Annotated in this window: 27 protein-coding genes and 1 tRNA gene; 18 read left to right on the plus strand and 10 right to left on the minus strand. The window is 62.2% G+C overall.

Going from position 1 to position 26,638, the window contains the following annotated elements:
• Positions 1–6 precede the first annotated feature (6 nt).
• A complete protein-coding gene (locus CB0205_RS0110260; RefSeq protein WP_010317057.1) occupies positions 7–351 on the minus strand; it encodes a DUF1257 domain-containing protein in 345 nt (114 codons plus the stop codon).
• 39 nt (positions 352–390) lie between these two features.
• Here CB0205_RS0110260 and purN point away from each other — a divergent pair, with 39 nt between their 5' ends.
• Complete coding sequence (gene purN, locus CB0205_RS0110265; RefSeq protein WP_010317059.1) at positions 391–1,029, plus strand: phosphoribosylglycinamide formyltransferase; 639 nt, start codon at positions 391–393, stop codon at positions 1,027–1,029.
• On the opposite strand, the gene argC is transcribed toward purN, so the two are convergent.
• Positions 1,020–2,084, minus strand: a complete 1,065-nt coding sequence (argC, locus tag CB0205_RS0110270) for an N-acetyl-gamma-glutamyl-phosphate reductase (protein WP_010317061.1) — start codon at positions 2,082–2,084, stop codon at positions 1,020–1,022. The two genes, purN and argC, sit on opposite strands and share 10 nt — an antisense overlap.
• Positions 2,085–2,202: 118 nt before the next feature.
• On the opposite strand from argC, the gene ribBA reads away from it, so the two are divergent.
• Positions 2,203–3,792: a bifunctional 3,4-dihydroxy-2-butanone-4-phosphate synthase/GTP cyclohydrolase II gene (ribBA, locus tag CB0205_RS14685; protein WP_232197299.1), complete on the plus strand. Its 1,590-nt coding sequence runs from the start codon at positions 2,203–2,205 to the stop codon at positions 3,790–3,792.
• 34 nt (positions 3,793–3,826) lie between these two features.
• On the opposite strand, the gene CB0205_RS0110280 is transcribed toward ribBA, so the two are convergent.
• The gene (locus tag CB0205_RS0110280; protein WP_010317065.1) at positions 3,827–4,267 is read right to left on the minus strand and encodes a peptidylprolyl isomerase; all 441 of its coding nucleotides are present in this window, start codon (positions 4,265–4,267) and stop codon (positions 3,827–3,829) included.
• Between the two features lie 69 nt (positions 4,268–4,336).
• Between CB0205_RS0110280 and CB0205_RS0110285 the strand changes: the two genes are divergently transcribed.
• Positions 4,337–5,248 carry an S-methyl-5'-thioadenosine phosphorylase gene (locus CB0205_RS0110285; protein ID WP_010317066.1) on the plus strand — a complete coding sequence of 304 codons (912 nt, stop codon included), beginning with the start codon at positions 4,337–4,339 and terminating at the stop codon, positions 5,246–5,248.
• Here the strand turns inward: CB0205_RS0110285 and murQ are convergent.
• From murQ to dnaK, 4 genes are read right to left on the minus strand one after another with little or no spacing between them, the layout of a single operon-like run.
• Positions 5,245–6,162, minus strand: a complete 918-nt coding sequence (murQ, locus tag CB0205_RS0110290) for an N-acetylmuramic acid 6-phosphate etherase (protein WP_010317067.1) — start codon at positions 6,160–6,162, stop codon at positions 5,245–5,247. The genes CB0205_RS0110285 and murQ overlap by 4 nt on opposite strands.
• Positions 6,159–6,599 (minus strand): DUF3110 domain-containing protein, encoded by a 441-nt coding sequence (locus CB0205_RS0110295; RefSeq protein WP_010317068.1) that lies wholly within the window; start codon positions 6,597–6,599, stop codon positions 6,159–6,161. Before CB0205_RS0110295 ends, murQ begins: the two co-directional genes overlap by 4 nt.
• 29 nt (positions 6,600–6,628) lie before the next feature.
• Positions 6,629–7,585, minus strand: a complete 957-nt coding sequence (locus tag CB0205_RS0110300) for a DnaJ domain-containing protein (protein ID WP_010317069.1) — start codon at positions 7,583–7,585, stop codon at positions 6,629–6,631.
• The gene (gene dnaK / locus CB0205_RS0110305) at positions 7,563–9,851 is read right to left on the minus strand and encodes a molecular chaperone DnaK (protein WP_010317070.1); all 2,289 of its coding nucleotides are present in this window, start codon (positions 9,849–9,851) and stop codon (positions 7,563–7,565) included. The genes CB0205_RS0110300 and dnaK overlap by 23 nt, the downstream gene beginning before the upstream one ends.
• A 93-nt stretch (positions 9,852–9,944) precedes the next feature.
• Here dnaK and pstC point away from each other — a divergent pair, with 93 nt between their 5' ends.
• The 3 genes from pstC to pstB are packed head-to-tail and all read left to right on the plus strand — an operon-like array spanning position 9,945 to position 12,649.
• Entirely contained in the window at positions 9,945–10,898 is a 954-nt protein-coding gene (gene pstC / locus CB0205_RS0110310; RefSeq protein WP_010317071.1) for a phosphate ABC transporter permease subunit PstC, read from the plus strand.
• Between the two features lie 3 nt (positions 10,899–10,901).
• Positions 10,902–11,783 (plus strand): phosphate ABC transporter permease PstA, encoded by an 882-nt coding sequence (gene pstA / locus CB0205_RS0110315; protein ID WP_010317072.1) that lies wholly within the window; start codon positions 10,902–10,904, stop codon positions 11,781–11,783.
• A gap of 32 nt (positions 11,784–11,815) precedes the next feature.
• Positions 11,816–12,649, plus strand: a complete 834-nt coding sequence (pstB, locus tag CB0205_RS0110320) for a phosphate ABC transporter ATP-binding protein PstB (protein ID WP_369791658.1) — start codon at positions 11,816–11,818, stop codon at positions 12,647–12,649.
• 51 nt (positions 12,650–12,700) lie between these two features.
• Here the strand turns inward: pstB and CB0205_RS0110325 are convergent.
• Positions 12,701–12,787 (minus strand) — tRNA-Ser (locus CB0205_RS0110325).
• A 118-nt stretch (positions 12,788–12,905) separates the two neighbouring features.
• On the opposite strand from CB0205_RS0110325, the gene CB0205_RS0110330 reads away from it, so the two are divergent.
• The 6 genes from CB0205_RS0110330 to CB0205_RS0110355 all read left to right on the plus strand — a co-directional run bounded on the left by CB0205_RS0110330 (position 12,906) and on the right by CB0205_RS0110355 (position 16,244).
• Positions 12,906–13,271 carry a 2Fe-2S iron-sulfur cluster-binding protein gene (locus CB0205_RS0110330; protein WP_010317077.1) on the plus strand — a complete coding sequence of 122 codons (366 nt, stop codon included), beginning with the start codon at positions 12,906–12,908 and terminating at the stop codon, positions 13,269–13,271.
• Positions 13,272–13,279: 8 nt separating this feature from the next.
• On the plus strand, positions 13,280–14,170 hold the full coding sequence (locus tag CB0205_RS0110335) for an inositol monophosphatase family protein (protein WP_029626308.1): 891 nt from the start codon (positions 13,280–13,282) through the stop codon (positions 14,168–14,170).
• Positions 14,171–14,198: 28 nt separating this feature from the next.
• Positions 14,199–15,365: an ATP phosphoribosyltransferase regulatory subunit gene (locus tag CB0205_RS0110340; protein ID WP_010317080.1), complete on the plus strand. Its 1,167-nt coding sequence runs from the start codon at positions 14,199–14,201 to the stop codon at positions 15,363–15,365.
• Positions 15,366–15,419: 54 nt separating this feature from the next.
• Positions 15,420–15,644 carry a 4Fe-4S dicluster domain-containing protein gene (locus CB0205_RS0110345; RefSeq protein ID WP_010317082.1) on the plus strand — a complete coding sequence of 75 codons (225 nt, stop codon included), beginning with the start codon at positions 15,420–15,422 and terminating at the stop codon, positions 15,642–15,644.
• Positions 15,645–15,725: 81 nt separating this feature from the next.
• Positions 15,726–15,908, plus strand: a complete 183-nt coding sequence (locus CB0205_RS0110350) for a hypothetical protein (protein WP_029626309.1) — start codon at positions 15,726–15,728, stop codon at positions 15,906–15,908.
• Positions 15,909–15,977: 69 nt separating this feature from the next.
• Positions 15,978–16,244: a hypothetical protein gene (locus tag CB0205_RS0110355; RefSeq protein WP_010317087.1), complete on the plus strand. Its 267-nt coding sequence runs from the start codon at positions 15,978–15,980 to the stop codon at positions 16,242–16,244.
• 274 nt (positions 16,245–16,518) lie between these two features.
• Here CB0205_RS0110355 and CB0205_RS0110360 read toward each other — a convergent pair whose 3' ends face one another.
• Positions 16,519–17,355 (minus strand): DUF3598 family protein, encoded by an 837-nt coding sequence (locus CB0205_RS0110360; protein WP_010317091.1) that lies wholly within the window; start codon positions 17,353–17,355, stop codon positions 16,519–16,521.
• Positions 17,356–17,508: 153 nt separating this feature from the next.
• On the opposite strand from CB0205_RS0110360, the gene htpG reads away from it, so the two are divergent.
• The 6 genes from htpG to CB0205_RS0110390 all read left to right on the plus strand — a co-directional run bounded on the left by htpG (position 17,509) and on the right by CB0205_RS0110390 (position 25,048).
• On the plus strand, positions 17,509–19,410 hold the full coding sequence (htpG, locus tag CB0205_RS0110365) for a molecular chaperone HtpG (protein ID WP_369791659.1): 1,902 nt from the start codon (positions 17,509–17,511) through the stop codon (positions 19,408–19,410).
• Between the two features lie 155 nt (positions 19,411–19,565).
• A complete protein-coding gene (gene ggpS / locus CB0205_RS0110370; RefSeq protein ID WP_010317093.1) occupies positions 19,566–21,029 on the plus strand; it encodes a glucosylglycerol-phosphate synthase in 1,464 nt (487 codons plus the stop codon).
• 5 nt (positions 21,030–21,034) lie between these two features.
• Positions 21,035–22,291: an ABC transporter substrate-binding protein gene (locus tag CB0205_RS0110375; RefSeq protein WP_010317094.1), complete on the plus strand. Its 1,257-nt coding sequence runs from the start codon at positions 21,035–21,037 to the stop codon at positions 22,289–22,291.
• On the plus strand, positions 22,292–23,182 hold the full coding sequence (locus CB0205_RS0110380) for a carbohydrate ABC transporter permease (RefSeq protein ID WP_010317095.1): 891 nt from the start codon (positions 22,292–22,294) through the stop codon (positions 23,180–23,182).
• Positions 23,182–23,973, plus strand: a complete 792-nt coding sequence (locus CB0205_RS0110385) for a carbohydrate ABC transporter permease (protein ID WP_010317097.1) — start codon at positions 23,182–23,184, stop codon at positions 23,971–23,973. The genes CB0205_RS0110380 and CB0205_RS0110385 overlap by 1 nt, the downstream gene beginning before the upstream one ends.
• 31 nt (positions 23,974–24,004) lie before the next feature.
• A complete protein-coding gene (locus CB0205_RS0110390; protein WP_010317099.1) occupies positions 24,005–25,048 on the plus strand; it encodes an ABC transporter ATP-binding protein in 1,044 nt (347 codons plus the stop codon).
• A gap of 6 nt (positions 25,049–25,054) precedes the next feature.
• On the opposite strand, the gene CB0205_RS0110395 is transcribed toward CB0205_RS0110390, so the two are convergent.
• A complete protein-coding gene (locus CB0205_RS0110395) occupies positions 25,055–26,599 on the minus strand; it encodes a hypothetical protein (protein ID WP_010317102.1) in 1,545 nt (514 codons plus the stop codon).
• Positions 26,600–26,638: the final 39 nt, after the last annotated feature.

Consider the following 26,638-nt stretch of genomic DNA (forward strand, 5'->3'; position numbering starts at 1 on the left):
CAACCGTCAGCTGATCAATTCAACTGAAGCGTTCGACAGCTCCGCGGCAGCGGTCTGAAGGGCCTGGAGAGCGGCGTAGCTGCGGGTGATCTGTCCGACGAGCTGCTGAACGGAGTGGGATCGTCCGAGCCGCTGCAGATCGCCCACCAAAGCAAGACGTCCATTGGACTGACGGCACCAACCCAATTGCTGCTCGGGGTTCACCTGCACCCAGAGGGTGACCGCCTCCTGCTGGTCGGCAAAACCCTGGAGCCGGCCGCCCCAGTGGACCGCGTAGCCGAGCTCCTGGAGAGCCTGGGCCAGAAGGCGCTCATCCGTAAGGACCGTTGGCAGGATGGAGAGATGGGACATGGCCAGGACTCCACTTTTCCAGACCCTAGCGGGAGTGGATTGGCCGTCCAGTGGCCTTTGCCACCGGAGCATCCGATCGTCACCAAACCGCCCCTGCGCTTGGGGGTCATGGCCTCCGGCTCGGGCAGCAACTTCGAGGCCCTGGTCAAGGCCTGCCGCTCCGGGCAACTCTCTGCCGAGGTCAGCCTACTGATCGTGAACAAGCCTGAGGCGGGCGCCTTGAGGCGGGCCGAGGTCCTGGATGTCCCCGCACAGGTATTGGACCACCGGAACTACCCATCGCGGGAGGCGCTCGACCGCGCGCTCGTCTCTTCCTTTCGAGCCGCGCAGGTGGACCTGGTGGTGATGGCCGGCTGGATGCGAATCGTGACGCAGGAACTGATCGAGGCCTACCCAGAACGGCTGATCAATATTCATCCGTCGCTGCTGCCAAGCTTCCGGGGGGCGAAAGCGATCCGACAGGCCCTCGAGGCCGGCGTCACCCTGACGGGCTGCACGGCCCATCTCGTGGAATTAGAGGTGGACACTGGGCCGATTTTGGTGCAAGCCGCCCTTCCGGTTTTTGACGGGGACAGTGAGGCCAGCCTTTCCGAGCGAATCCATCAGCAGGAACATCGGATCCTGCCCCTGGCCGTCAGCCTGGCTGCCCAGCGCCTTGGGCTTTGCGCTCAGGGATAGAAGGGCAGCAGCGGGAGTCCCGTTTCAGCGGGCAGGCCCGCCATCAGGTTCAGGCACTGCACCCCTTGACCGGCTTGGCCTTTGACCATGTTGTCGATGGCGCTCATCACAATCAGCTGACCGGTGCGCTGGTCCACTTGAACCGACAGCAGCGCCTTGTTGGTCTGGCGCACCCATTTGGTCGAGGGATAGGTGCCGACCGGTAGAACCTGCACGCAGGGGGCGTGGCGATAGGCCGCCTCGAGCAGCGTTGTGCAGTCCTCCGCGGTCAGTCCTGGATCGCGCAGTCGGCCATAGACCGTGGCGAGTAGACCGCGCACCATCGGCGTGAGGTGTGGAGTGAACTGCAACTGAATGCTCGTACCCGCGGCGCGGCTGCAGAGCTGCTCGATCTCACTGGTGTGCCGGTGCCCCACGACGCCGTAGGGGGAGATGCCTTCCGAAGCCTCCGCCAGGAGGAGATGCTCCTTCGCGGCCCGGCCGCCGCCACTGGTGCCGGTCTTGGCGTCGATGACGATGCCGCTGGTCTCAATCAGGCCCTGCTTCAAGAACGGGGTCAAGGCCAAGAGGCTGGCGGTGGGGAAACACCCAGGAGCCGCCACCAGGCGAGCCGCAGCAATGCGCTGCTGATCCCACTCCACCAGGCCGTAGACGGCTTCCTGGCAAAGGTCCGCGTCAGTTCTGGGGAAGCTGCTGGCCTCGGAGGCATAGACCTCCTTCCACTGATCCAGGGAGCTGTAGCGATAGTCAGCGGAGAGGTCGACCACCTTGACGCCACGCTCGAGTAGCGCAGGGGCGAGGCGGGAGGCCAGGCCATTGGGAAGGCTGAGGACCGCGAAGTCAGCGGCCTCGGCAATGGCATCCACCTCCGGGTTCTGCACCACCGGATCGCCTGGCAGTGGCAAAAACGGAGTGAGCTGACTCCAACGCTTGCCGCTGCTTCGCTCGCCCCCCAGGAAGCTAACGGTCAACTCAGGATGCCCCTGGAGCAGCCGGAGGGTCTGCAAACCGCCGTAGCCCGAGGCCCCAATCACGGCGACGCGCTGACTTGCCATGGCTTGCACAGGGGAAGGCCGATCGTACCGGGCTCTATAAAAGTGTCAGTGCACCTGGCCGTCGGGCCCGCCTTCCCTGAACCAGCCCCTGACTCAGGACTCGTTTGTCTTCGATTCCATCGCCGACGGTCTGGCCGCGATCCGCAATGGCGAAATGGTCGTGGTGGTGGACGACGAAAACCGGGAGAATGAAGGGGATCTGATCTGCGCTGCCCAGTTCGCTACACCGGAGCAGATCAACTTCATGGCCACCGAGGCACGGGGCCTGATCTGTCTGGCGATGGAGGGTGAGCGTCTCGACGCGCTCGACCTGCCACTGATGGTCGATCGCAACACCGACAGCAATCAAACGGCCTTCACCGTCAGCGTGGACGCAGGCCCCGAGAACGGAGTCTCCACAGGCATCTCAGCGGAAGACCGGGCCCGCACGATCCAAGTCGCCATCCACCCGGGGACCCGTCCGAACGACCTGCGCAGGCCGGGCCACATCTTCCCCCTGCGGGCGAAGCAAGGGGGAGTGTTGAAGCGTGCCGGGCACACCGAAGCTGCCGTCGACTTGGCACGGATGTCGGGTCTCTATCCAGCAGGCGTGATCTGTGAGATCCAAAACGCCGATGGCTCCATGGCCCGGCTGCCGCAATTGGCGGAGTACGCGAAGCGCCATGGCTTGCGCTTCATCAACATTGCGGACCTGATTCGCTACCGGCTCGATACGGAGCGCTTTGTTCGGCGCCAGGCCGAAGCCATGCTCCCGAGTGCCTTCGGTCAGTTTCGGGCGATTGGCTATCGCAACGAGCTCGATGGTTCGGACCATGTGGCCATCGTTAAAGGCAACCCAGAACACTCGGCAGGTCCCGTCTTGGTTCGGGTGCACAGCGAGTGCCTCACCGGCGATGCCTTCGGCTCCCTGCGCTGTGATTGCCGCCCGCAACTGGAATCCGCCCTGCGGATCATCGAGGAGGCCGGCGAGGGCGTCGTGGTCTATCTCAGACAGGAGGGCCGGGGCATCGGCCTGATCAACAAACTCAAGGCCTATTCCCTGCAGGACGGCGGCTTGGACACCGTCGAGGCCAACGAAAGACTGGGCTTTCCGGCGGACCTGCGCAACTACGGCGTCGGAGCGCAAATCCTCAGTGATCTAGGGATTCACCGTCTCAAGCTGATCACCAACAACCCGCGCAAGATTGCAGGCCTCGGTGGCTACGGCCTTGAGGTGGTGGACCGGGTGCCGCTGGTGATGGATCCCGGCCAGCACAACGTCAATTACCTGCAAACCAAACAGGCGAAATTGGGGCACTTAATGGACACCGCCGCCGTCCAAGGACCAGCGGCAGTCCTGGCCTGGAAGCCGAGTTCAGGCCAGGACGAGGCGAACAGTGCGAGCTTGTTTCAGCAGCTCTCCGACTGGGCCGAGCAGCAAGGATTGGAGTTGGAGCGGGAAGAACACTCCCGGGTGTTGGCCCTGATGGATCAGCCGGAATTGGCCGTTCTCGTGAACGGCGGAAATTCTGAAGGCCTGCGACAGATCCTGAGAACCATGGCGGACTGGCCGGAGACCCAAAGCGTGAGCCTGTTGTTGGCGCCCGATGCACAGCGGAGCTCACATCCGAGCAACACTCTGGAAGCGCAGCGCAGACCGCTCAAGGAATTGCGCTCAGGTCAGGCGGGGGTCCCGTTTGAAAGCGGAGCCCTGCTGCGCTGGTGTTGAGGGAGTGGGGCTGCTGGGCAGCCCCGACCAGCGATCAGCCTTGGATCGTGACCTTGTTGATCCGGCTGCCGTTCTTCAGCGCCAGGACCACGTCCATGTTTCCGGTGTGACCGAAGACGGTGTGGACGCCATCGAGGTGAGGCTGGGCCTCATGGCAGATGTAGAACTGTGAGCCACCGGTGTTCTTGCCGGCGTGGGCCATGGCCAGGGTGCCGGCCTGGTGCTTCTGAGCGTTGATCTCGCAGTCGATCTGATAGCCAGGACCACCGGTGCCGGCCATGCCGCGGGCACCCTCACGGCTGTTCGGGCAGCCGCCCTGGGCCATAAATCCGGGGATGACACGGTGGAAGGCCAGGCCGTCATAGAAGCCGTCCTTGGCCAGTTTCACGAAGTTGGCCACGGTGTTGGGCGCGTCGGCTTCGAACAGTTCCAGTTCGATCGTGCCGGCGTCGGTCTCCATCACGGCTTTGGTCACGGTGAGATCGTCAGCAAACCGCCTCAGTATGGGCGCTCCGGTAGAAGTGATGGGATCTGATCAGTGGTGATGTCCGTCCCCCATTCCGTCGATCTCAGCCAGGCCCGTCTTGGGGTCCTGGGCGGCAGTGGGCTCTACGCAATGGAGGGATTGGAGGATGTCCAGGAGCTCACCATCGAGACCCCGTTTGGTCCTCCCTCGGATCAACTGCGTCTGGGCCGACTGGGGGGCATGGAGGTGGTCTTCCTGGCGCGCCATGGCCGCCATCACACCTTCCTGCCCACTGAAGTTCCCTACAGGGCCAACATCTGGGCGATGCGCTCCCTTGGGGTGCGCTGGATCCTCTCCCCATCAGCGGTGGGCTCACTCCAGCAGGAGATCCCCCCGTTGGACATGGTGGTGCCCGATCAATTCATTGACCGCACCCGGGAGCGACCGAACAGCTTCTTTGGCAACGGCGCCGTGGCCCATGTGGCCCTGGCGGATCCCTTCTGCCCCAGCCTCAGCCGCCTGTTGGCGGATGTCGCCGACAGCTTGATGCCGGAAGGCAGGACCCTGCACCGCGGCGGAACCTATCTCTGCATGGAAGGTCCCGCCTTCTCCACCCGGGCCGAGTCCAACCTCTATCGAAGCTGGGGCTGCTCGGTGATCGGAATGACGAACCACACCGAGGCCAGACTCGCCCGGGAAGCAGAAATCGCCTACGCCACCCTGGCGATGGCCACGGACTACGACTGTTGGTATGCCGACCACGACAGCGTGACCGTCGAGATGGTGATCGGCAATCTCAAGGCCAATGCGGCCCTCGCCACCCAGATCGTCAGGACCACGGCGGAGCGGATCGCAGCCCTGAGGCCCGCCAGTGCGGCGCACCACGCCCTGCAGGATGCACTGATGACCCCCGCCGATCAGGTTCCTGCGGCGACTCGAGTGAAGCTCAATCTCTTTACCGAGCCCTATTGGGGTCCGTTCAAGGGTTAAGCCAAGAGGGCCTGGCGGAGGTTGCCGCCACTGCGCTGGAGGACCTCGGCCGCCTGCTCTGCATCCAGCGAGCGGCGGGCCATCACCAGAGCCAACTTCACCGAGCCAGCACTGGCTTCCAGCAGGGCGCGTCCTTGCTCGCGGCTCACACCGGCCAGATCCGAGAGGATGCGCAGCGCCCGATCCTCCAACTTGCTGTTGGTCACGGCAACATCAACCATCCGGTTGCCGTAGACCTTCCCCAGGCGAACCATCACGCCGGTACTGAGGATGTTCAAGGCCATCTTCGTCGCGGTCCCGGCCTTCAGACGGGTGGACCCGGTCAGCACCTCGGGGCCGGTAATTAAGCGGATATCGATGTCACAGGGCATCGGCACCTGTTCCGAGGGGACACAGGCCATGGCGATGGCGAGGGCACCAAGGGAACGGGCATGGGCCAGCCCACCATGGACATAGGGGGTCGTGCCCCCTGCTGCAATGCCGACCAGGGCATCGCCCGAGCCAAAGCCGCGCGCTTCGAGGTCAGATCGTCCGGCATCAAAGAGGTCCTCCAGACCCTCAGAACTGCGCAAAAGGGCCGGAGCACCACCGGCCAGAACACCCTGCACCAACTCCGGTGCGCTGCAGAAGGTCGGGGGACATTCCGCTGCATCGAGGACTCCAAGCCGGCCCGAAGTACCTGCACCGAGGTAGAAGAGGCGCCCGCCCGCCTGAAGCCGCTGCGCGATCGCGTCGATCGCTTGTGCAAGGGCAGCAGCGGCTCCAGCCACAGCCTCTTGGGGCTTGCGGTCCTCAGCAACAAAGACGTCAACAAGGTCTTCAGTACTCAGCGCATCCAGTTCGCTGCTGGCGGGATTGACCTGTTCAGTCAGCAGGTGCCCCCGCTGCACATCCTCAAAGGCGCCTGGGCTCACAGCAGACCCTCAAGGCGCCGGCGAAAGGCTTCCAATTCGCTGTCGCCGGTACTGATGGGCTCTTCCGTCGGGACCAAGGGAGCCTCCGCGGTTTGCGTCGTCTCCTGACCTGGCTCGGGTTGATCCCGCCAGGTTGTGGTGTCCATATTTTTCTCTGGAGGAGCAATCAGCAGGCGCTCCTCGGCGGTCTGCGGCAAGAAGCCACTCGGGACAAAGCGCGCTTCGTAGCCAGCGCTGGAGCAGAACTCCTCCATCTCCCGCCGCTCGATCGCTTCAACGCTTGGGGTGGGGAAATCCTGCGCCTCCAGCAATCCGGCATAGCGCTCGGCATCGTCACGGTCCTCAAAGAGCAGAACGACGGTGGAACCATTGAGTTCCAGGGAGTGAATGCCCTCGTTCTCGCTGCCAGCGTCAAAGAGCAGAACGTGAACCGACATCCAACGCGCACGGGTCAATCACCAGTGTCTCACTGATTCACCGAGCGTTCGCGCTCACCTTCAATTTCCTCTGCGAGCTGTTGCAGCCGGCGGTACAGCGCTTCCTCCGCCTCAGTCAGCCCCTGAGGAACGACCAGGCGGATTTCAACAAGTTGGTCTCCCCGCTGCTCCATCCGCGTCAAGCCGCGGGATCGCAAACGCAGCAAACGACCACTGGAGGAGCCGGGAGGGATGCGCAGCTGCACGGGGCCGTCAAGGGTCGGGACCACAGCGGTGCAGCCCAAGGCACCCTCGGCGGGGGAGAGCTCCAATTGGTAGTGAACCCTTAGACCATCAATGCGCAGGCCCTCGTCGGTGCGCACCCGTAGCTGCAGAAAATGATCTCTGCCCCCCGGGGCGACACCGGCGAGGCGTAGTCGCCAACCGTCCCCGGCCATCGGCGGAGTCCACACCTCGATCGCCGTTCCATCGGGAAGGTCCAGCTCCACCCGTACGCCCTCGAGGGCCTGCTCAGGGGTGAGATTCACCACCGACTCGAGCTCCTCGCTGGCCACCACCGGAGGGGGCGGCGGTGGCACGGGTGGCGTGACCTCGCCAGTGCCGTACTCCCGAAAGGGCTCCGGTTCCGGAGCGGAGAAGTCCTCATCAGCGTCCTGGTGACGTGGACGTCTGCGCTCTCGATGAAAGAGAACATCGAGATAGTCCTCGAAGTCAGGAAAGCCCGTCGCAAAGGGATCCAGTCCGGCCGAGGCGGCCGTCGCTTCGTCGAGACCGGCTTCCCACTGTTGACGCCGTTGCGGGTCACTCAAGACCGCATAGGCCTCGTTCACCGCCTTGAACTGCTCTTCGGCATGGGGATCATCCCCGTTTAAATCGGGGTGCCAGCGGCGTGCCTGTTGACGAAACGCTCGCTTGAGCGAAGAGGCGTCAGACCCTGGGTCCAGTCCCAGAACGGCCCAATGATTAATGCTGCCCGGTTCGGACATCACAGGACTCACCTCCGTCAGTCCTCAGCCCAGGGATCTCCCTCGTAGGAGCCGTGATTCGGTGTCGTCGGGGTGGTGGTGGGCCTGCGGTCAGCAAAGCGCTCCTCACGGGGCTGCTGGCGAGGCTCGTCATAGGCATCCTCGTAGGGATCAGCGTGTTGATAACGCTCCTCGAAGTAGCCATTGGACTGGTCATAACGACGGGCCGGTTGCAGCTCCCTCTCCCGGGGGCTTGGAGGCTCTTCCCAGCGCGGGCGGGGGGATCAAACCGATCGAGGCTTGGACGATCCCAACGGTCTTCCTGCCAACCGCCGCCGTAGCGGGGCTCGCTCCAGGGATCGCGGGAGCGTCCTGGGCGGTCCCAGTCATCCCAGTCGTCTTCTGCGAAGAGCTCGTCCTTGAGGGAGCCCAAGGTGTTCTTAATGCCCTGGATTGGATTGGCGTCCTGTTTGCGTTCGCTCGCGAGTCGGCGGTTCAGTCCATAGATGGCCTCCTGAAGCTGACTCACGCTGATGTCGAGTTCGCTGAGGTCTCCATCAGCCAACATCTCCTGGACGTCGCGCATGGCGACCTCAACCGCTCGCTGCTGGCGTTCGGCGCCATAGGGACCGAGCTCGAGAGCAGCGTCTCTGAGCCTGCGCTCGGCTTGTCCCACCAAGGTCTGAGCGCGATTGCGCCGATCGATCTCGGCCCGTTTGCGGCGGTCTTCACTGGCCTTCTCCTCGGCCTCAGCAATCAGGGTTTTGATCTCGTCTTCACTGAGATTGGAGCCGCCCTGGATGCTGACGCTCTGCTGACGGCCGGTGGTCCGATCCGTCGCCGAGACCTGGAGTAATCCGTTGGCATCGATGTCGAACGAGACCTGCACTTGAGGCACGCCCCGCGGTGCTGGGGGAATCCCGGACAGCTTGAAACGACCAAGACTCTTGTTTCCATCGGCCATCTGACGCTCGCCCTGGAGCACATGGATCTCGACGGAACTTTGGTTGGCTTCCGAGGTGCTGAAGAGATCGCTCTTGCGAACAGGAATAGACGTGTTGCGCGGAATCAGCACCTTCATCACTCCACCGATGGTTTCCAAACCAAGGGAAAGGGGAGTGACGTCATTGAGCATCAGATCCCGGAGTTCGCCGGTCAGGATTCCGGCCTGTACAGCGGCACCAATCGAGACGACCTCATCAGGGTTCACCGACTGGCAGGGCTCCAGCGGTACGAGGGTTCGCACCATCTGCTGCACCATTGGCATCCGCGTTGATCCACCAACGAGGACCACATCGTCGATGTCCTCCGCGGCAAAACCGGAATCGCGAAGCGCCCTCTGCACCGGTCGAAGCAGGCGATCCAGCAGATCGGGGCAGAGGCCCTCAAAGGTGCTGCGCTCGAGAGTGGTCTCGATATGGAGAGGGCCGTCCTGACCGGTGGCAATAAACGGAAGAGAGATCGGTGTGCTTTGAACACCACTGAGTTCGATCTTGGCTTTCTCAGCCGCCTCAGTCAGGCGCTGAAGTGCCTGGCGATCCCGGCGCAAATCGATCTCATGCTCCTTTTGGAAGGCATCGGCCAACCAATCAACAATGCGGCGATCCCAGTCGTTCCCGCCGAGTTGCGTGTCTCCACTAGTGGCCTTGACGTCAAAGACCCCCTGGGCAACACGCAGGATTGAGACGTCAAAGGTGCCACCGCCGAGGTCAAAGACCAGCACGCGCTTGACGGTGCTTCGGTCAAAGCCATAGGCCAGTGCCGCTGCAGTGGGCTCATTCAGGATCCGCTCGACCGAAATGCCGGCCAAGCGACCAGCGTCACGGGTGGCCTGGCGCTGGGCATCATTGAAATAGGCCGGGACCGTAATCACCGCGGCCTCCACCGGTTCACCCAGATAGGTGCTGGCGTCATCCACCAACTTGCGCAGCACGCTGGCAACGAGCTCTTCAGGGGCGTACTCCCGTTCCGTGGCGGGGCAGACCACCCGGACATTGCCCTGATCGTTGGCTCGAACCGTATAGGGAACACTCAGGCTGCCGTCATCCAGCTCATCCCACTGGCGGCCAACGAAACGCTTGAGGTTGGCGAAGGTGTTTCTTGGGTTGAGAACCAGCTGACGCCGGGCCAACTGACCGACCAGCAGCTCCTGGTCCTTGCTGAAGCCAACAACGGAAGGGGTGGTACGGCCCCCCTCGGCACTTGCAATCACCTGCGGACGCCCACCTTCGAGCACCGCAACCACGGAGTTGGTGGTTCCCAGGTCGATTCCAACGATCCGTGCCAACTGCGTTCCTGCGCCCTGGGGCCATCCACGTTGTGCCCCAAAGCTAACGGCAGTGGGGGCTGAGGGATAGATTCCTAGGAGGTTAAGAACTACATGGCCAGGAGTCCGCGCCTTGAGCTCTTCGCCTTGCGGCGTCGGTCTGCCGCTGAACGGGCGACCGATCGGGGATTCCAGCAACTCGCCGTTGCCCTGGCTGGGGCGGTGGGTCTGTTGGTGTTCGCGATTCTTCTGACAGTCTTCACGGGGGCCTGGGAGGCCATCCAGACCTTTGGGCTCTCCTTCATCACGACCTCGGACTGGGATCCGATCAGTGAGCACTACGGCGCCTTCACCGCCATCTACGGAACGCTGGTCAGTTCAAGCGTGGCGCTGCTGATCGCCGTGCCCCTTGGGGTGGGCACTGCCATTTTTTTGACTGAAAACATCATTCCCAAGGCCATCCGCGAGGTCCTGGGGGTGATGGTCGAACTGCTGGCGGCCATTCCCTCAGTGGTCTTGGGGCTTTGGGCGATCGTCGTGATGGAGCCCTTCCTTCGCCCTTTCCTGACGGATCTCCACCGCTACCTGGGCTGGATACCGCTGTTTTCGACAGAACCCCAGGGCCCCGGCATGGCGCCAGCGTCCCTGATCTTGGTGGTGATGATCCTGCCGATCATTACGGCCATCTCCCGGGACGCCCTACGGCAGGTTCCCGATGGCCTGCGCCAGGCGGCCTATGGCATCGGTACCACCCGCTGGGGAGCAATTTTCCAGGTCATGCTGCCGGCTGCCATTTCTGGCATCACCGGAGGAGTGATGTTGGCGTTGGGGCGGGCCATGGGCGAGACCATGGCGGTCACGATGATCATCGGCAACTCCAACAACTTCAGCTTCAGCCTGCTTGCGCCAGCCAACACGATTTCTTCAATGCTGGCCAACCAATTTGGTGAGGCCGATGGCATTCAGGTGTCGGCCCTGATGTATGCGGCCCTGGTTTTGATGCTGATGACCTTGCTGGTCAACCTATTGGCCCAGCAAGTGGTGAATCGACTGAGCCTGAAGTACTGAGCCATGACCCTTTCTCAATACGGAAGCCTTCGTTATCGCAACGGCCTGGCCCGCAATCTTTGGAATCGGATCTTCACCACGGTTGCAGCTCTCTTCACCGGACTGGCGGTCCTTCCGCTCGTTCTGGTGCTGGTTTATGTGCTGCTCAAGGGCGGCTCGCTGATCAATTGGCAGCTCCTCACTGAATTGCCACCACCTCCTGGGCTCGATGGCGGCGGCATTGGTAACGCGATCGTTGGCACCCTGTTGATTACGGCCTTGGCCAGCTTGATCGCCATTCCCGTGGGAGTTGGCGGCGGCATTTACCTGGCGGAGTATTCACGCTCTGGCGGCTTCGCCCAGTTCGTGCGTTTTGGCACGAATGTGCTTTCTGGCGTGCCGTCGATCATCTGCGGCGTCTTTATCTATGGACTCATCGTCAGCACCCGGGTCATTGCTGGCCAGAGCTACAGCGCCGTTGCGGGGGGGATGGCACTGGCTGTGCTGATGATTCCCACGGTGATCAAGACCACCGATGAAGGACTGAAGCTGGTGCCCCAGGAACTCCGCTGGGGTGCCATGGGCGTTGGGGCTTCGAAGGTCGTGACGATTACGCGGGTCACGCTTCCTGCGGCCTTCGCACCGATCGCGACGGGTGTTGTCCTGGGGATCGCCCGGGCAGCGGGCGAGACAGCACCGCTGATCTTCACAGCTCTTTTCTCACCGTTCTGGGCCGATGGGGTACTCAACCCAATCGCCTCGATGTCGGTGCTGATCTACAACTACGCGATCATGCCCTACGAGGCCCAAATCTCCTTGGCTTGGGCGGCCTCCTTCGTCTTGGTGATGATGATCCTGTTGGCCAATCTGCTGGCCCGCTGGATCGGGCGCCTCTCCAGCACCTGATCTGGGCCCTTCCCTCTGCTTTCTCAACACGTCTGAGCACCACGATCGTGATCTCCTCCCCCCCGGCCAGCCCCAACGTCAGCAGCAACGGGGTTTGCCTATCCCTGCAGCATGTCTCGATCAGCTACGGCAGCAAGGAAGCCGTTCGGGGGGTCTATATGGAGATCCCGCGCGGCCAGGTCACGGCCTTTATTGGCCCCTCCGGCTGTGGCAAGAGCACGGTGCTTCGGGCCCTGAACCGGATGAACGACTTGATCGACGGCTGTTCGATCAAGGGTCGCGTCGTCTTCGATCAACAGGACATCTATGCCCGGCACGTTGATCCGGTCGAAGTTCGCAGGCGGATTGGCATGGTCTTCCAGAAACCCAATCCGTTTCCGAAAAGCATCTACGAGAACATCGCCTTTGGTGCCCGCGTGAATGGTTACCAGGGCGATATGGACGAACTCGTAGAGCGCTCTCTGCGCAAAGCGGCTCTCTGGGATGAGACCAAGGACAAACTCAGAGAAAGTGGCTATGCCCTCTCAGGCGGCCAGCAGCAGCGCCTCTGCATCGCAAGGACCATTGCCATTGAGCCCGAGGTCATCTTGATGGATGAACCTTGCTCAGCTCTGGATCCGATCTCCACGTTGAAGATCGAAGAAATGATGCATGAGCTCAAGAAGAACTACACGATTGTGATCGTGACGCACAACATGCAGCAGGCCGTTCGCGTCAGCGATTACACCGGTTTCTTTAATGTCAGCCAGCGCAGTGACCGCGAGAGCAAGGTTGGAGCGCTCGTTGAATTTGCAGAGACGGAGCAAATCTTTAATGCTCCTAAAGAACAAGCTACCCAGGACTACGTCACCGGCCGTTTTGGCTGAGTTCGTTCAAAAATTGGCATGAAAAAGCCGCTCAGAGAGCGGCTTTCCAAACGGAGAGGGAGGGATTCGAACCCTCGATAGAGTTGCCCCTATACAGCATTTCCAGTGCTGCGCCTTCGACCACTCGGCCACCTCTCCGTGAGGGGCTTTTCGCAGCTCCATCTCTGGATCCAAAGACCACAGAAGACGTCGCGGCTGCGCGGGGGCAACGACGAGAATGTAGCAGTCACTGCTCCCCCCGTTGGATTGCTGCTCCATGCACAGTCACCCGATCACGGTTCATTGGCGCCAGGAGAACCGCACGATCCAGCTGAACGTGCCTGAAGGGGAGTACATCCTCAAAAGCTTTGAACAGCAGGGAGAACCCCTGCCCTTCAGTTGCCGCAACGGGTGCTGCACCGCCTGCGCCGTGCGGGTGCTCGAGGGCCAGATCGACCAACGTGAAGCCCTGGGCCTCTCGAAAGACGTTCGAAGCCGTGGCTACGGCCTGCTCTGCGTGGCCAGGGCCACGGGCCCCCTGGAAGTGGAGACCCAGGATGAGGACGAGGTCTACGAACTGCAGTTCGGACGCCACTTTGGCCGCGGCAAGGTGCGTGCAGGACTGCCCCTGGATGAGGAATGACGCCAGCGATGACGACACGACTGACCGATCAAGCAGCCCAAGGGTCGGGTCTGAGTTCTGCTGAGCTGGAACGCCTCAGTGCCGTGGCCAGGCAGGCGGCTGCGGCAGGAGCAGCCGAGCTGAAGTCCCTGTTTGGACGACTTGAGCGGATCCGCGAAAAGGGCCGCGCCGGTGATCTCGTGACCGAAGCCGATGTGGCTGCCGAGCAGGCGGTGCTGAGGGTTCTTTCAGAGCAGACCCCCGACCTGGGGGTCCTGGCTGAGGAGAGCGGAAGGAAGGAAGGGAAAGACAGCGCCCTGCAGTGGTGCGTCGATCCCCTCGACGGCACCACGAACTACGCCCATGGCTATCCCTTTTTTGGCACCTCCATTGGTCTGACCTGGTGCGGCCAGCCCCTGCTGGGTGCCCTCGCGGTGCCAGCCCTCGAGCGGCTCTATTGGGCCGCCCCTGGCCTTGGCGCCTGGTGCAACGACGAGGCCATACAGGTCAGCAGCTGCAGCAGCCTTGGAGAGTCCTTGTTGGTCACGGGCTTTGCCTATGACCGCCACACCCGCTTGGACAACAACTACGCGGAATTCGCTTACTTCACCCACCGAACCCGTGGTGTCCGCCGGGGTGGTGCAGCGGCCGTTGATCTGGCGTTTGTGGCCCAGGGTCTGCTGGATGGCTATTGGGAGCGCGGTCTCTCTCCATGGGACCTCGCCGCAGGCATGGCCCTGGTGGAGCAGGCCGGTGGCGTGGTTTGTGCCTACGACGGATCCCCCGCTGAATTGGCCAGTGGAAAGCTGATTGCCTGCACGCCAGAGCTGCAACAGGCCCTCGTGGATGGGCTTGCTCAATGCAAACCATTGGCGGGCAGCAGCTTTGGTGCGCCCGAGCTGGATCAGCCCACTCCATAGGATCGGGCGACTTCGACCTGGCCTTGAGATGGCACTTCAACCGGCTGCCGGAACCAGGGATCTCAATCCCCGTGAGGTGGACGGCAACCGTTGGCTGTCCGAGCAACTGGGCCAGGTCTATCGCCTCTGGGGATACGTCGAAGTCAGTCCCCCGAGCGTCGAGCGGCTGCAGACCTTGGAGGCCGGTGGTCGCATCAATGACCGGGAAGTGGTTCGTCTTGCCAGCGATGACCCCTTAGGTCTCCGTCCCGAGATGACTGCCTCGATTGCCAGGGCCGCCTGCACACGCATGGCGGAGCTCCCCAGGCCGCTGCGTCTCTGGAGTTGTGGAACCGTCTTTCGCAGCGTTCAAAGCGACACCGGCCAACAGCGCCTTGAAGAGCAACTTCAGAGCGGCGTTGAACTATTAGGCGGTCACGCCAGCGTCGCCGATGCTGAGTTGCTGCGCCTCCTGCTCGCCTGCATCGCCAAGGTCGGCATCGGGGCAGAGCATCGGCCAATGCTGCTGCTGGGCCACCACGGTGTTCTCTCTGCCCTGCTCAATCAGGTTCCGCCGGAGCAACGCAACGCCGCCAGAAAGGCCCTGATCAGTTTTGATCCGCTTGCTCTGGCTGGCCTGCAGCTGCCAAGCGAGCAACGCCAGAGCCTTGAGCAATTGATGCGTCTACGTGGCGCTCCGGATCAGGTCCTAAGGCAGCTGGAATCGATGCTCGGCCCCTCCAGTGACCTGGAGCACCTCAGCGCCAGCCTCCAATTGGTGGCCTCCGCTGCAACCGAGGCCCATGTTGAGCTGCAGCTCGACCCCACCTTCCAACCCCACTTTGACCTCTATGACGGTCTGGTGCTGAAGGTCGTCTGCCAGGGCGTCGATGCTCCAGTCGAGATCGCCAGTGGTGGTCGTTACGACGCCCTGGTGGAGCGCTTTGGTGGTGCGGCCTCAGGCCTCGGCTTCAGCTTCGACCTCGAGGCAATCCAGGGACTGCTTGGAACAGAGAACACTGCACCGCAGCAACGGGCCGTCACGCTGCTCAGCGTTCGAGACCTCAGTCAGCTTCCCGCGGCCTTTGCCGCCCAGGCTGAACAGCATGCCAAGGGTCAAGCCTGCATGCTCCTGGATCGCCCCTGTGGCTCAGAGGCTGAGGCACAAGCCGAAGCCGCAGCACGCGGTTGCCAAGCCGTGATCTGGATGGGCTGAGACAGCACTCCCAGCCCAACTCCTTAAGCTCCAGCCCACCCCAGCAACCTGCCGATGGCTCACACGATCGTCACCGACGTCTGCGAAGGCGTGGCCGATTGCGTTGATGCCTGCCCTGTGGCCTGCATCAACCCAGGAACGGGAGCCAACGCCAAGGGAACCGAGTTCTACTGGATCGACTTCGACACCTGCATCGACTGCGGCATCTGCCTTCAGGTCTGCCCCGTTGCGGGTGCCATCGTCCCCGAGGAGAAGCCAGAGCTCCAGCGCGCCGCCTAACCCTTAGGTCAGGGCTTAAGCATTTCTTTGGTTTTTGGCCAGGTGCCGCGCTTGAGTGGATCCATCTGCGGTGGTTTTGCCGTGTCCCTTGAGCCAGGCGCGCTGGTCAAATTGAGCGCGAAACCGGATTGCATCTTGCAGCTGGTCAATCTTGATGAGGTCAGCGGTTCTGCCTGGGTCAGACCCTGGCCCCTGCTTCCCAGCCATTCCGCCACCTTCACGGTCTGCCTTAGCGATCTGGATCAAGCCCAGCCGGTTGGTTAAAAGAGTGTGAGGAGATACGCCACTGCTTGAGGTTCTCCTCAAAGTGGAATTTCCTCCGGGAAGAGAAATATGAATTGGCGAATCCTGAACGAACCTCAACGACTGCAGCAAAGGATCTACCGCCTGATCGACGGGCTCTGCGAGCCGCACCGCCAACTTGACGCCCTGTACCCCAGCCTCGAGGCGGCAATCGAGGATGCCATCGGCTGGCTGCAGCAGAGCAGCATTAATCCCCTCGAGCATCCGGTAGGAGTCGAGGTCGCCACGGGCACCGGGGATTGGCGCACGCTGCGCTCCCCAGAACCCTTGCTGTGCTCCTCGGCTGTGCATCAGTAGGGGCAGCCCCAAGGCGGCGGATGAGCAGAGATCTCTACAGCGGACGCGTGAAGCCTGGGGACTACCACTGTCCCTACTGCGCCCCTCGGCCAACGCGAGCTGTCCAGGGGCCCAACGGACAGCCCCATTGCGCCTATTGCGGTGATCCTCTCCACAGGGAACCCCATGGCCAGGGTCGGCAGCTCGCTGCCGTTCTGGTGATCAGTGGCTTCCTGGCCCCTCTACTCAGCCTCCTCTGGCTGGCTCTACAACCAACGCAACCGCCCCGACGTCCTCAGCCCGCAGAACGCGTTGCCCTGATCTGGGTGGCTGAGAGCCAGGCACCGGACGCGTCGTAGCGACGGATCAAGCGCTGCATGCTGTTGGGCGTTGGCATCCAACCAGCCTCAAGCTGAAAGGCAGCGCGATGGCTGACCTGGACGGGACGCAGGTTGAAGCCGGCATCCGGGAGCAACTGCAGATGCAGCTCCTGCTCGCCGCCAGCGGTTCCGAGGCAGGGACCCTGCAGGACACCGCTGATCTGGTGTTCCTGGGGACCGATCTGGGTGCGGAGCGAAAACCCCTGGGCGCCCTCTTGGCTGATCTGGAAGGAGGCCTGATCAAGGCTGGGTTCCGGCCAGTCGGCACTGATGGTGGAAGCCTGACCGCTCCATTGGCCGGCCAGGCGATCGAGGCTCGCGGAGGGTTGCTCTTCTCCGTGGCCGCCCGAGCGGAATTCGCGGATCAGAACCAACTTGCTAAAGCGACCGTCATTGCCGTGCAGTTGCACCAAACGGTGGCGCCGGTCGCCATCCACAAAGCCGAACTCCCCACCAAATTCGGCACCTGGGGACACCTGCAACGTGCCCTTGCAGAACGTCCCGTTCTCGAAAAACACGACCTGTTTGCCGAGGTTTCGGTAGTCCTGCGCCATCTCATGGATAGGGACACCGTCGTAACCCTCCGGGCCAAAGCGGCGCAGGCTGAAGCGCACTAAACGCTCCTCCTCTCCTTCCTCCAACCGCAAAATCGATGGGGTCGTGTCGGCGATCGATCCATCGGCGGCTAAGCCGCAAAACGTCCCTCGCCACTCGCCCAGGTTGCGTAGGAAGTTGTCCCACTGACTGGACATGAGCTCAGGCGTAACGCGAGTCGGAAGCTAGAGGCTGAGCATCGAGGTCGTGAGCAGCAGATCCAGGGGGGTCGGTTTCCTGCCCACCGCTGCCCCTTGGCGTCAGCCCCTCGCTAGGGAGATTCTGGTGATCACGTTGTGATCAGAGCCGTGGTGCTTCAGGCGGAACAGGGTCAAATCCAGATCCATACCGAGAACATCTTTCCGATCATCAAAAAGGCCGTCTACAGCGGCCACGAGGTGTTCCTGCGGGAACTGGTCAGCAATGGCGTCGATGCCATCAGCAAGCGCCGCATGGCGTCCATGGCTGGCGACTGCAGCGAGGGAGCGGAGGGGAAGATCAGCATCCGCATCGACCGCGAAGCCAAGACCCTCACCATTTCCGACAACGGCATCGGCATGACCGCCGATGAGGTCAAGCGCTACATCAACCAGGTGGCCTTCTCGAGCGCCGAGGACTTTCTCGAGAAGTACAAGCAAGAGTCCGACGCGATCATTGGCCACTTCGGACTGGGCTTCTACAGCAGCTTCATGGTCGCCAAGCAGGTGGAGCTGGTGACCCGCTCCGCCCGGGGAGAGTCCGAGGCCGTTCGCTGGAGCTGTGATGGCTCCCCGAACTTCAGCCTTGAAGCAGCCGAGCGCTCCGAGCCCGGCACGGACGTGATCCTCCATCTGATGGAGGAAGAGGAGGAATACATCGAGCCGGCTCGGATCCGGACGCTGATCACCACCTACTGCGACTTCATGCCAGTGGAGGTGCAGCTTGAAGGCGAGACCGTCAACAAACGCGAAGCCCCCTGGCGCAAGAGCCCTCGCGAGCTCAGCGATGAGGACTACATCGAGCTCTATCGCTATCTCTACCCCTTCCAGGGGGACCCCCTGCTCTGGGTGCACCTCAACACCGACTACCCCTACAACCTGCAGGGGATTCTTTATTTCCCCAAATCCACCGGCCGTGCGGACTGGGAAAAGGGCGAGATCAAGCTCTACTGCAACCAGGTCTTCGTCAGCGATTCGATCAAGGAGGTCGTCCCCCGCTACCTCCTGCCCCTGCGAGGTGTCATCGACTCACCGGACATTCCGCTGAACGTCAGCCGATCGGCTCTGCAAACCGACCGGCGGGTGCGCTCCATCGGCAACTTCGTCGCCAAGAAGGTCGGTGACCGCCTGAAGGAACTCCACCGGGACGAACCCAAGCGTTACGCCGAGATCTGGGAATCGCTGGCCCCCTTCATCAAGATCGGTGCCATGGAAGACGAGAAGTTCGCCGATCAGGTGGCCGAGCTCGTTCTCTTTGGCACCACCACCGCTGCGGCCGAGGGAGACAACGCTGATCCGATCGCAGCTGAGGGGGGTAAGGCCTTCACGACCCTGGGGGGCTACCGCTCACGCCTTGGCAGCGACAACGACAAGCGCATCCTCTATTGCACCGATGAGGCCGGTCAGGCCGGCGCCCTCGCCCTCTGGAAGAGCCAGGGAGCTGAGGTGCTGTTGGCCGACACCTTCATCGACACCCAATTCATTCCCTGGCTGGAATACCGCCATGAGGAACTGAAGTTCCAGCGGGTCGACAGCGAACTGGATGACTCGCTTCAGGAGAAGGACAACGAGATCAGCGACGCCGAGGGCAAGGACAGCTCAGAGAAGTTGAGGGACCTCTTCAAGGCAGCGCTCTCCAACGACAAGGTCACGGTCCAGGTCCAGGCCCTCAAGGGTGAGAACGCCCCTGCGGCGCTGATTCTTCTGCCTGAGCAGATGCGCCGGATGAATGACATGGGCGCCTTGATGGAGCAGCGCCTCCCCGGTCTGCCAGACCATCACGTGCTGCTGGTCAACCGCAAGCACCGTCTGGTCGAGGGATTGATCAAGCTCTCGGCCGGTTCGGTCATCACCGGAGCGGGCTCCAGTCCTAGCCAGGCTTTGGCCGACAACCTCAGCCGCCATCTCTATGAAATGGCGCGACTGGCCGTCGGCGGACTCGAGCCCAATGAACTCGCCGGGTTCCAGCAACGCAGCTGCGATCTGATGGGGCAGCTGATGGAGCGCGGTCTCTAGGACGCCTGCCCTCTTGAGAGGCCCTTGGGTTTGACATCCCTTGGGCTCTAGGGGATGGTGGAGATTGCCTGTCTGGGCTGGCTAACCCTGCGCAGCCCAGGGCCGACCCTGCAAATGGCACGGCCTGATGGACAGGTGATCCCTGCCGCTTCCGCATGCCGAGCTCCTTCGTCCTCGTCTATCACCGTTCCCCTTTTGACGAGGTGATCGAAGCGGACGGAACCAGGCAGTGGCGAGACCAGAAGAGCCCCAACGGCATCATCCCAACCCTGCGCAATCTGTTCCGCTCCCATCCCTCAGGCACCTGGATTGCCTGGCGAGAGAACGAGGATCCAGGGGCCGAAGATGAAACGCTGACGATCGAGGAGCCGATTGCCATTCGGCTCAGGCGGATTCCGCTGCGTCGGGAGCAGATCGGCAGTTTTTATCACGTCACATCCAAGGAATCGATCTGGCCGATCCTGCACAGCTTTCCCAGCTTTTTTGAGGTCAATAACGCGGACTGGCAGACCTTCAGGGAGGTCAATCAACGCTTTGCGGAGGCGGCCTGCAATGAAGCGGCCCCTGGGGCTTCCATTTGGATTCACGACTACAACCTCTGGCTAGCGCCAGGGTTCATCCGGGCCCTGCGCCCCGACGTCAAGATCAGCTTTTTCCATCACACGCCCTTCCCCAGCAGTGATGTCTTCAGCATCCTGCCTTGGAGGGAGGAGATCGTCGAAAGCCTGCTCTGCTGCGACGCCGTGGGCTTCCATATCCCGCGCTACGCCGAAAATTTCGCACGGGCGGCGTCCAGCTTGCTGCCGGTCAAGAAGGGACCGAAAGCGTCGATTGCCGACCATTTCATGCCCTGCGGCAGCGCCCTGGCCCAACCCGATGCAACCCCCTGGCTGGAGCACAACGGCCACCGCGTCAAGCTCGTAGCAACACCGGTCGGCACCAGTCCGGATGTGATTCGCTCCATCCGGGATTCCAAGCCCGTTCAAGATCTGATCAAGGAGATCGAAAGCAATACCAAACGCGGCCGCACGCTGATCCTTTCCGCGAGTCGCGTCGACTACACCAAGGGCAACGAAGAGCTCCTACGGACATTTGAACGGCTCCTGGAGCGCAACGAGGCCATCCATGGCCAAGTGGTCTTGGTCTTGGCCTGTGTGGCAGCCAACACCGGCATGAAGGTCTATGAGGACACCCAACGGGGCATTGAAGAAACGGTCGGTCGCATCAACGGTCGTTTCAGCAAGATCGATTGGGTGCCCATCCGGTTGACCACCCAACGCATTCCCTACGAGGAAATGGTGGCCTGGTTTGCCGCATCGGACATCTGCTGGATCACGCCGCTTCGCGATGGTCTGAACCTGGTGGCCAAGGAATATGCGGCGGCACGCAAGGGCCAGGGCGGAAGCCTGGTCCTCTCTGAGTTCACCGGCGCATCGGTGGTGATGAAGGGTGCGGTGCTCACCAACCCCTACTCCCATCGACGCATGGATGAGGCCATCGACCTGGCGCTCAGCCTCTCGGGCGAGGAGCAACGGGAGCGGATGGCGTCCATGGCCGCCTCGGTAGACCAGCTGAGCGTCGACCACTGGGCCAAGGAACAACTCGAGGCCATTCAGTAGCAGCCATGGGACGGAGAGGTTGGCTGGTGGGACTGAGCTGTCTCTTGGGCAGCCTGCTCATCAGCCTTGTGCTCTGGGCCCAACCCCGCAAAGAGCCGGTTTCGATCCTGATGCCGGCTCCCTTCGCGGATGCCACGGTTGAACTTGTCGAGACCTTCAACCGCGAGCACCCCAACATTGACTTGACGGTGACCCGGGGACCCCTGGAAACAGAGGCCGTCTCAGACCTGGCCATCAGCAGCCTCTTGCTTGGCAACAGTCCCTACGACGTCCTCCTGATGGACGTCACCTGGACGCCGAAATACGCCAAGGCCGGCTGGCTCGAACCCCTCGATGGCTGGCTCGGAGACGATGCCCTGAGCGATCTCGCCCCAGGAGCTGAGCTTGGCAATGCCTTTGATGGCCACCTCTGGCGCTTCCCCCTGGTGGCTGACATGGGTCTGCTGTTCTGGCGCACGGACCTCATGGACGCACCTCCCAGAACACCCGCCGAGCTGGAGGCCATTAGCGCCTCACTGCAACAAGAAGGTCGGGTGCGCTGGGGCTATGTCTGGCAAGGCCGCCAATACGAGGGACTGAGCTGCACCTATCTGGAGGTTCTCCGTGGTTTTGGCGGCCGCTGGCTCCGTGATGGCTCACCTGCACTCGACAGCCCGGAGGCGATTGCAGCCAGCCAATGGCTCCGCAGCCTCGTCAATCGCGGGGTCACGCCTCCCTCGGTGGCCAACATGGCCGAGCCAGAAGCACTTCAGGCCTTTGAAAGTGGCGACGCCGCCTTCATGCGCAACTGGCCCTATGCCTGGGCCGAACTGAACAAGCCGGGCTCAATGCTGGCCGGAAAGGTCGGGATCACCACCATGGTGAGCCTGCCCGGGGAACCCCACGTGGCGACCCAGGGCAGCTGGGGGCTTGCCGTGCTCTCGGGTTCGAACCACAAGCAAGCGGCCGTTGAGGCCCTGCAGTTTTTGACCAGCACATCAGCCCAAAAAGAGCTCAACCTCAATTGGGGCTATACGCCGACGCGCCTGAGTGTCTTTGAAGACCCTGAGCTGATCAGCGCCAATCCAGTCCTGCCGGAGTTGCAAGCGGCCCTGGCTGCTGCGGTGCTCAGGCCGGTGACGCCGATCTACGCCCAGCTCAGTGACCTGCTCTACCGCGAGGTCAACACGGTGATCGCTGGGGAGATTGCTGCGGCACAAGCCATGGAGACCCTGCAGCGCAACAGCGTTCAACTGGAGCGCTCCACGGGAGGAGTGCAGTAAATGTTCCGCTCACGCCAACAGCTGTGGCTGATGCTGCCGGCCCTGGCGGCGCTAACGCTGATCTTCGTCCTGCCCATCGCTCACTACCTCTGGTTGAGCGTTCACACCCAGACGGTGTTGACCGAGTTGAAGCCAATCCCGGCAGGGGCTGCCCAATGGATCCGGCTGTGGAACGACAGTCGCTTTTGGCAGGACGCCTGGCAGACCCTTCGCTTTGCGGGGTTCTCCGTGACGACGGAAATGGTCCTGGGGCTCGCCATCGCCCTACTGCTGAACCAGCCCCTATGCGGCAAGAGCAGCTTGCGACTGATCAGCCTCCTGCCCTGGGCGCTGCCGACAACTGTTATGGCCCTGGGCTGGCGCTGGATCTTTAACGATCCCTATGGCCCGATCAACCAAGCCCTGCATTGGATCGGAGTGGCTCCCGTCGCCTTTCTGGCCAACCCCTCCATCACCTGGATTGCCACGGTCTGGGCTGACACCTGGAAGACCACTCCGTTTGTGGCGTTACTTCTATTGGCCGGTCTGCAGAACATTCCGCGTGATCTCTATGAGGCGGCGCAGTTAGAGGGGGCGTCCGCCTGGCAGTCCCTCTGGCGGATCACCATTCCGCTGTTGACCCCCTATCTACTCATCGCCCTGGTCTTCCGCTTGGCCCAGGCGCTGGGGGTCTTTGATCTGGTGCAAGTACTGACCGGTGGTGGCCCCGCAGGCAGTACGGAAAGCCCCGCCCTCTACGCCTATCTCAATGCGATGCGCTTCCTGGACTTTGGCTACAGCGCCACCGTGATGCTGGGTGCCTTTGCGGGACTGCTTGTGCTCTGCTCTGGCCTGGCGGGTCTCTGGTGGTTCACAAGCAGCCGCCTATCGATCAAGGGAGGAGAGCCCTAATGGCACGCCTGGTCCTCCTGGTCTGGAGCCTCGGGCCGATGCTCTGGCAGCTCTACACCTCCTTCAGGCCCACCGCAGCCCTAACCGGGGCTGGCGGTGGAGGCTGGACCCTCGCGCACTACCAGCAGCTCCTCAACGGAAATCCACCGTTTCTGACCTATCTGCTCAACAGCGCGATCGTCGGCTTCAGCAGCACGTTGTTGACCCTGCTCTTGGCCATCCCCTGCGCCTACGCCCTCAGCCGGATGCAGGCCCACCGGGCTCGCAATATCAGCGTCTTGGTGGCGGCTGCCGCTGCCTTCCCCGCGGTACTGCTGTTTTTAGCCCTACTGCAGGTGGCGCGCGACTTTCATCTGGCGAACAACCTTCTGGCCCTGAGCCTTCCCTATGCCGGCCTTTGTTTGCCGCTGGCCATCCTTCTGCTGCAGGCTGCGTTTCGCGATATCCCCGTGGAGTTAGAGGAGGCGGCCCTGATGGAGGGCATGAACCTTTGGCAGCGCCTGCGCTGGGTGCTTCTGCCCCTGATGGCTCCGGCCATCTCCTCGGCAGCACTGCTGATCTTCATCTTCTGCTGGAACGAGTATCCGATCGCCCTGACCTGGTTGAGTCAGTCCGACCTGCTCACCCTCGCCCCAGCGATTGCGCGTATCGCCGGCTCTTCGATTTTCACCGTTCCCTATGGAGCCTTTGCCGCCGCCACCGTTCTAGGTAGCGCGCCATTGCTGCTGATCATGTTGCTGTTCCAACGGCAGATCATCAGTGGCCTCACCCAAGGGGCCATCAAGGGCTAGCCCTGACCAATCACGATCGCTTCACCGCTTGATGACCGCCTCCAGCTCTGCTCGCACAGGTCTTGTTCTCAACCAGCTCTGCCGCAGGGTGGGACAGCAGACCCTGCTGCAGAACCTCAACCTGGAGGTGGCTCCCGGGGAAATTCTGGCGCTGCTGGGGCCCAGTGGTTGCGGCAAAAGCACCACCCTGCGTTGTATCGCAGGCCTCGATCAGGTCAGCAGCGGCAGGATTGAACTGGCTGGAGAGACCATCACAGCCCTTCCACCGGCTCAGCGGAACGTGGCGATGGTGTTCCAGAGCTACGCCCTCTATCCCCACCTCAGCGTGGCTAAAAACCTCAGCCTGGGACTGGAACTCAGGCGAGTTCCCCGTGCGGAGATCGACGGAGAGGTCCAGCGGGTCTTGGCCCTGCTCCAACTCGATGGCTGCCGGGATCGAAAGCCAGCCGAACTCTCCGGAGGACAGCGCCAGCGGGTTGCCCTCGCTCGGGCGCTCCTACGCAAGCCCGCCCTGTTTCTGCTGGACGAGCCCATGAGCAACCTCGATGCCCAGCTCAGGGAAGAGCTGCGCGGCGAACTGCGCGGGATCTTGCACAGCACTGGAGCGCCGGTGGTGTACGTCACCCATGACCAACACGAAGCGATGGGCCTGGCGGACCGCATCGCGGTTCTGAAGGCGGGGGATCTGCAGCAGGTGGGATCAGCCACAGAGCTCTACCAAGATCCAGAGAACCAATTCGTCGCCAGTTTTCTGGGGAGCCCTTCGATCAACCTCTTGCCGCTTCACCCCGGTGAACTCGTCGGTCTGCGGCCCGAGCATTTAGCAGTGGCTGAGGCCGGGGCCCCACAGGACGAACAGGAGGTCGCCGTGGAGGCGCAACGGCAGCATTTGGAGTGGCTTGGCGATCGCGTCATCAGCCACTGGAGAGTGCGGGACACCAGTGTGAAGGTTCTCTCCGATGCCCAAAGCGTCAGCGCAAAGCTGGCGCAAGCCAACGATCGGCCCCTTCAGCTGCGCTGGAGGCGGGAACATGAACTCCACTTCGAGCAGGCCACTGGCCGCCGAATCCGCTGATCGGAACTAGTCCTCCCAGACCGTTTCGATCACATTCATGGCCTGCAGATAAGCAGGGATGTCATCAGCACTGGCGGACTCATCGTCCACAAAGCTGTCGCCACCGCCCGAACGGCGAGCCAAGTCCGCGACAACGGCACTCACCACGACATCCATTGCCGCTGAGTTGTCGAGATTTTGAAGCGCCTCCGCATAGCGCCTGCTGTGGGTGGGACGCACAGACTCTTGGCAGTAGTTGCTGAGTTCACGGCTCTCGGTCATCACCGAGAAGGCCGATTGTTTGGAGTTTTGCCGGCCAAAGATGGCCATGTAGAGCAGGTTGATCAGCGAGGCGTCATGCAACGGAATGCCGTACTGGCGGACGATCTGGGGCCAGTAGCGCAGGGAGCGCAGGCCCTCGAGTCCCCCTTTGGACAACCCCGCGTCTTCGCACCAGGACTCGAATTCTTCGAGATTCGCCGGGCAGCGACCGCACTCACGCATGCGATTCGCGAGCACGGCCCCCGCCTGGAAATTGCGAGTCGGACTGCCGGCGGTGGGCAGCATCATGCTGCCGCGCACATCGGCAACCATCGCCGTCAACTGCGAGAACGTGTGATCGCGGACCTTCTCCATGTCACCATCGCGCACTAGGGCGGCCTCAATCCTCTGGACGCCATAACCCAATTCCGTCAGGGCAATCGGCTGGCGGTGGTAGAGCCGTTGTCGGTCGGTTCGCGCCATCGAGACGGTGGCCGCTTGATCGAGACACTGCTCCAGCAGCAGGGTCAAGAGGGTCGGAAGAACGCCTGGGTTGTCTCTGTGGAAGGTGTAACCAAAGCCCGCAAAAATCGAGGCCATGTTTTTTGCGGCCTTGATGTATTGCCCTTCGATGTTGTGCACCCCAGCAGATACCTGAAGGTTGGGGGAAAGGCGATCCAGTAGTCGCGCCCCCAACAGGGCCGTCAGGGCATTGGGATGGCAGAAATTTGCCGTGAAGCTATCCAGGGGATTGCGCAGGGCTCCATGTCGATGAAAGCCGGTGAAGAAGGCCAAGTTGGGTGCTTTCTGGCACAGCACATAGGCCTCATTGGAGATCGGATCGTGGGTGAACGAACCGGCAAGACAGGCCAGGACAACATGCTCCCGCCCCAACTCTTCGCGCAGCCTGAGGGCCTCCTGGAGGTCCTCCTCGATGTGGTTGCTGTTGGCGCTGAGAACGACTAATTCACAGTTCTGGAGCAAATAGCCCAGGTCGTTGGGCTTCAGCTGGCCGACCTGCCCGTGGGTGCCCATCCGCTCCATGGTGGCGCGGTGCTCCGGGTCCATCCCTGAGAGCTCCTCGCTCTTGAAGGCTCCGAGAATTTGACGGCCGGGACGCGCGGCCAGAAGCAACCGCGAGCCATCGGTTTGCATCGCGCAGTTGTAGGCCAGCGAAGCGGGATACAAGCCAACGCTGTAGAAGCCGACCTTTCCCTCCTCCAGCGCCAGCAGGCGGCGGCGGATCCGTTCAGGGTCCAGGTTGGATTCGAAAAAACCGTTCTGCAAGATCACATCGGGGCCTTCCCCCATCCTTACGGGCCAGGGGGACCCATGGGAGGGTGGAACCCG

Source organism: Synechococcus sp. CB0205 (assembly GCF_000179255.1).
Classification (GTDB): domain Bacteria; phylum Cyanobacteriota; class Cyanobacteriia; order PCC-6307; family Cyanobiaceae; genus Vulcanococcus.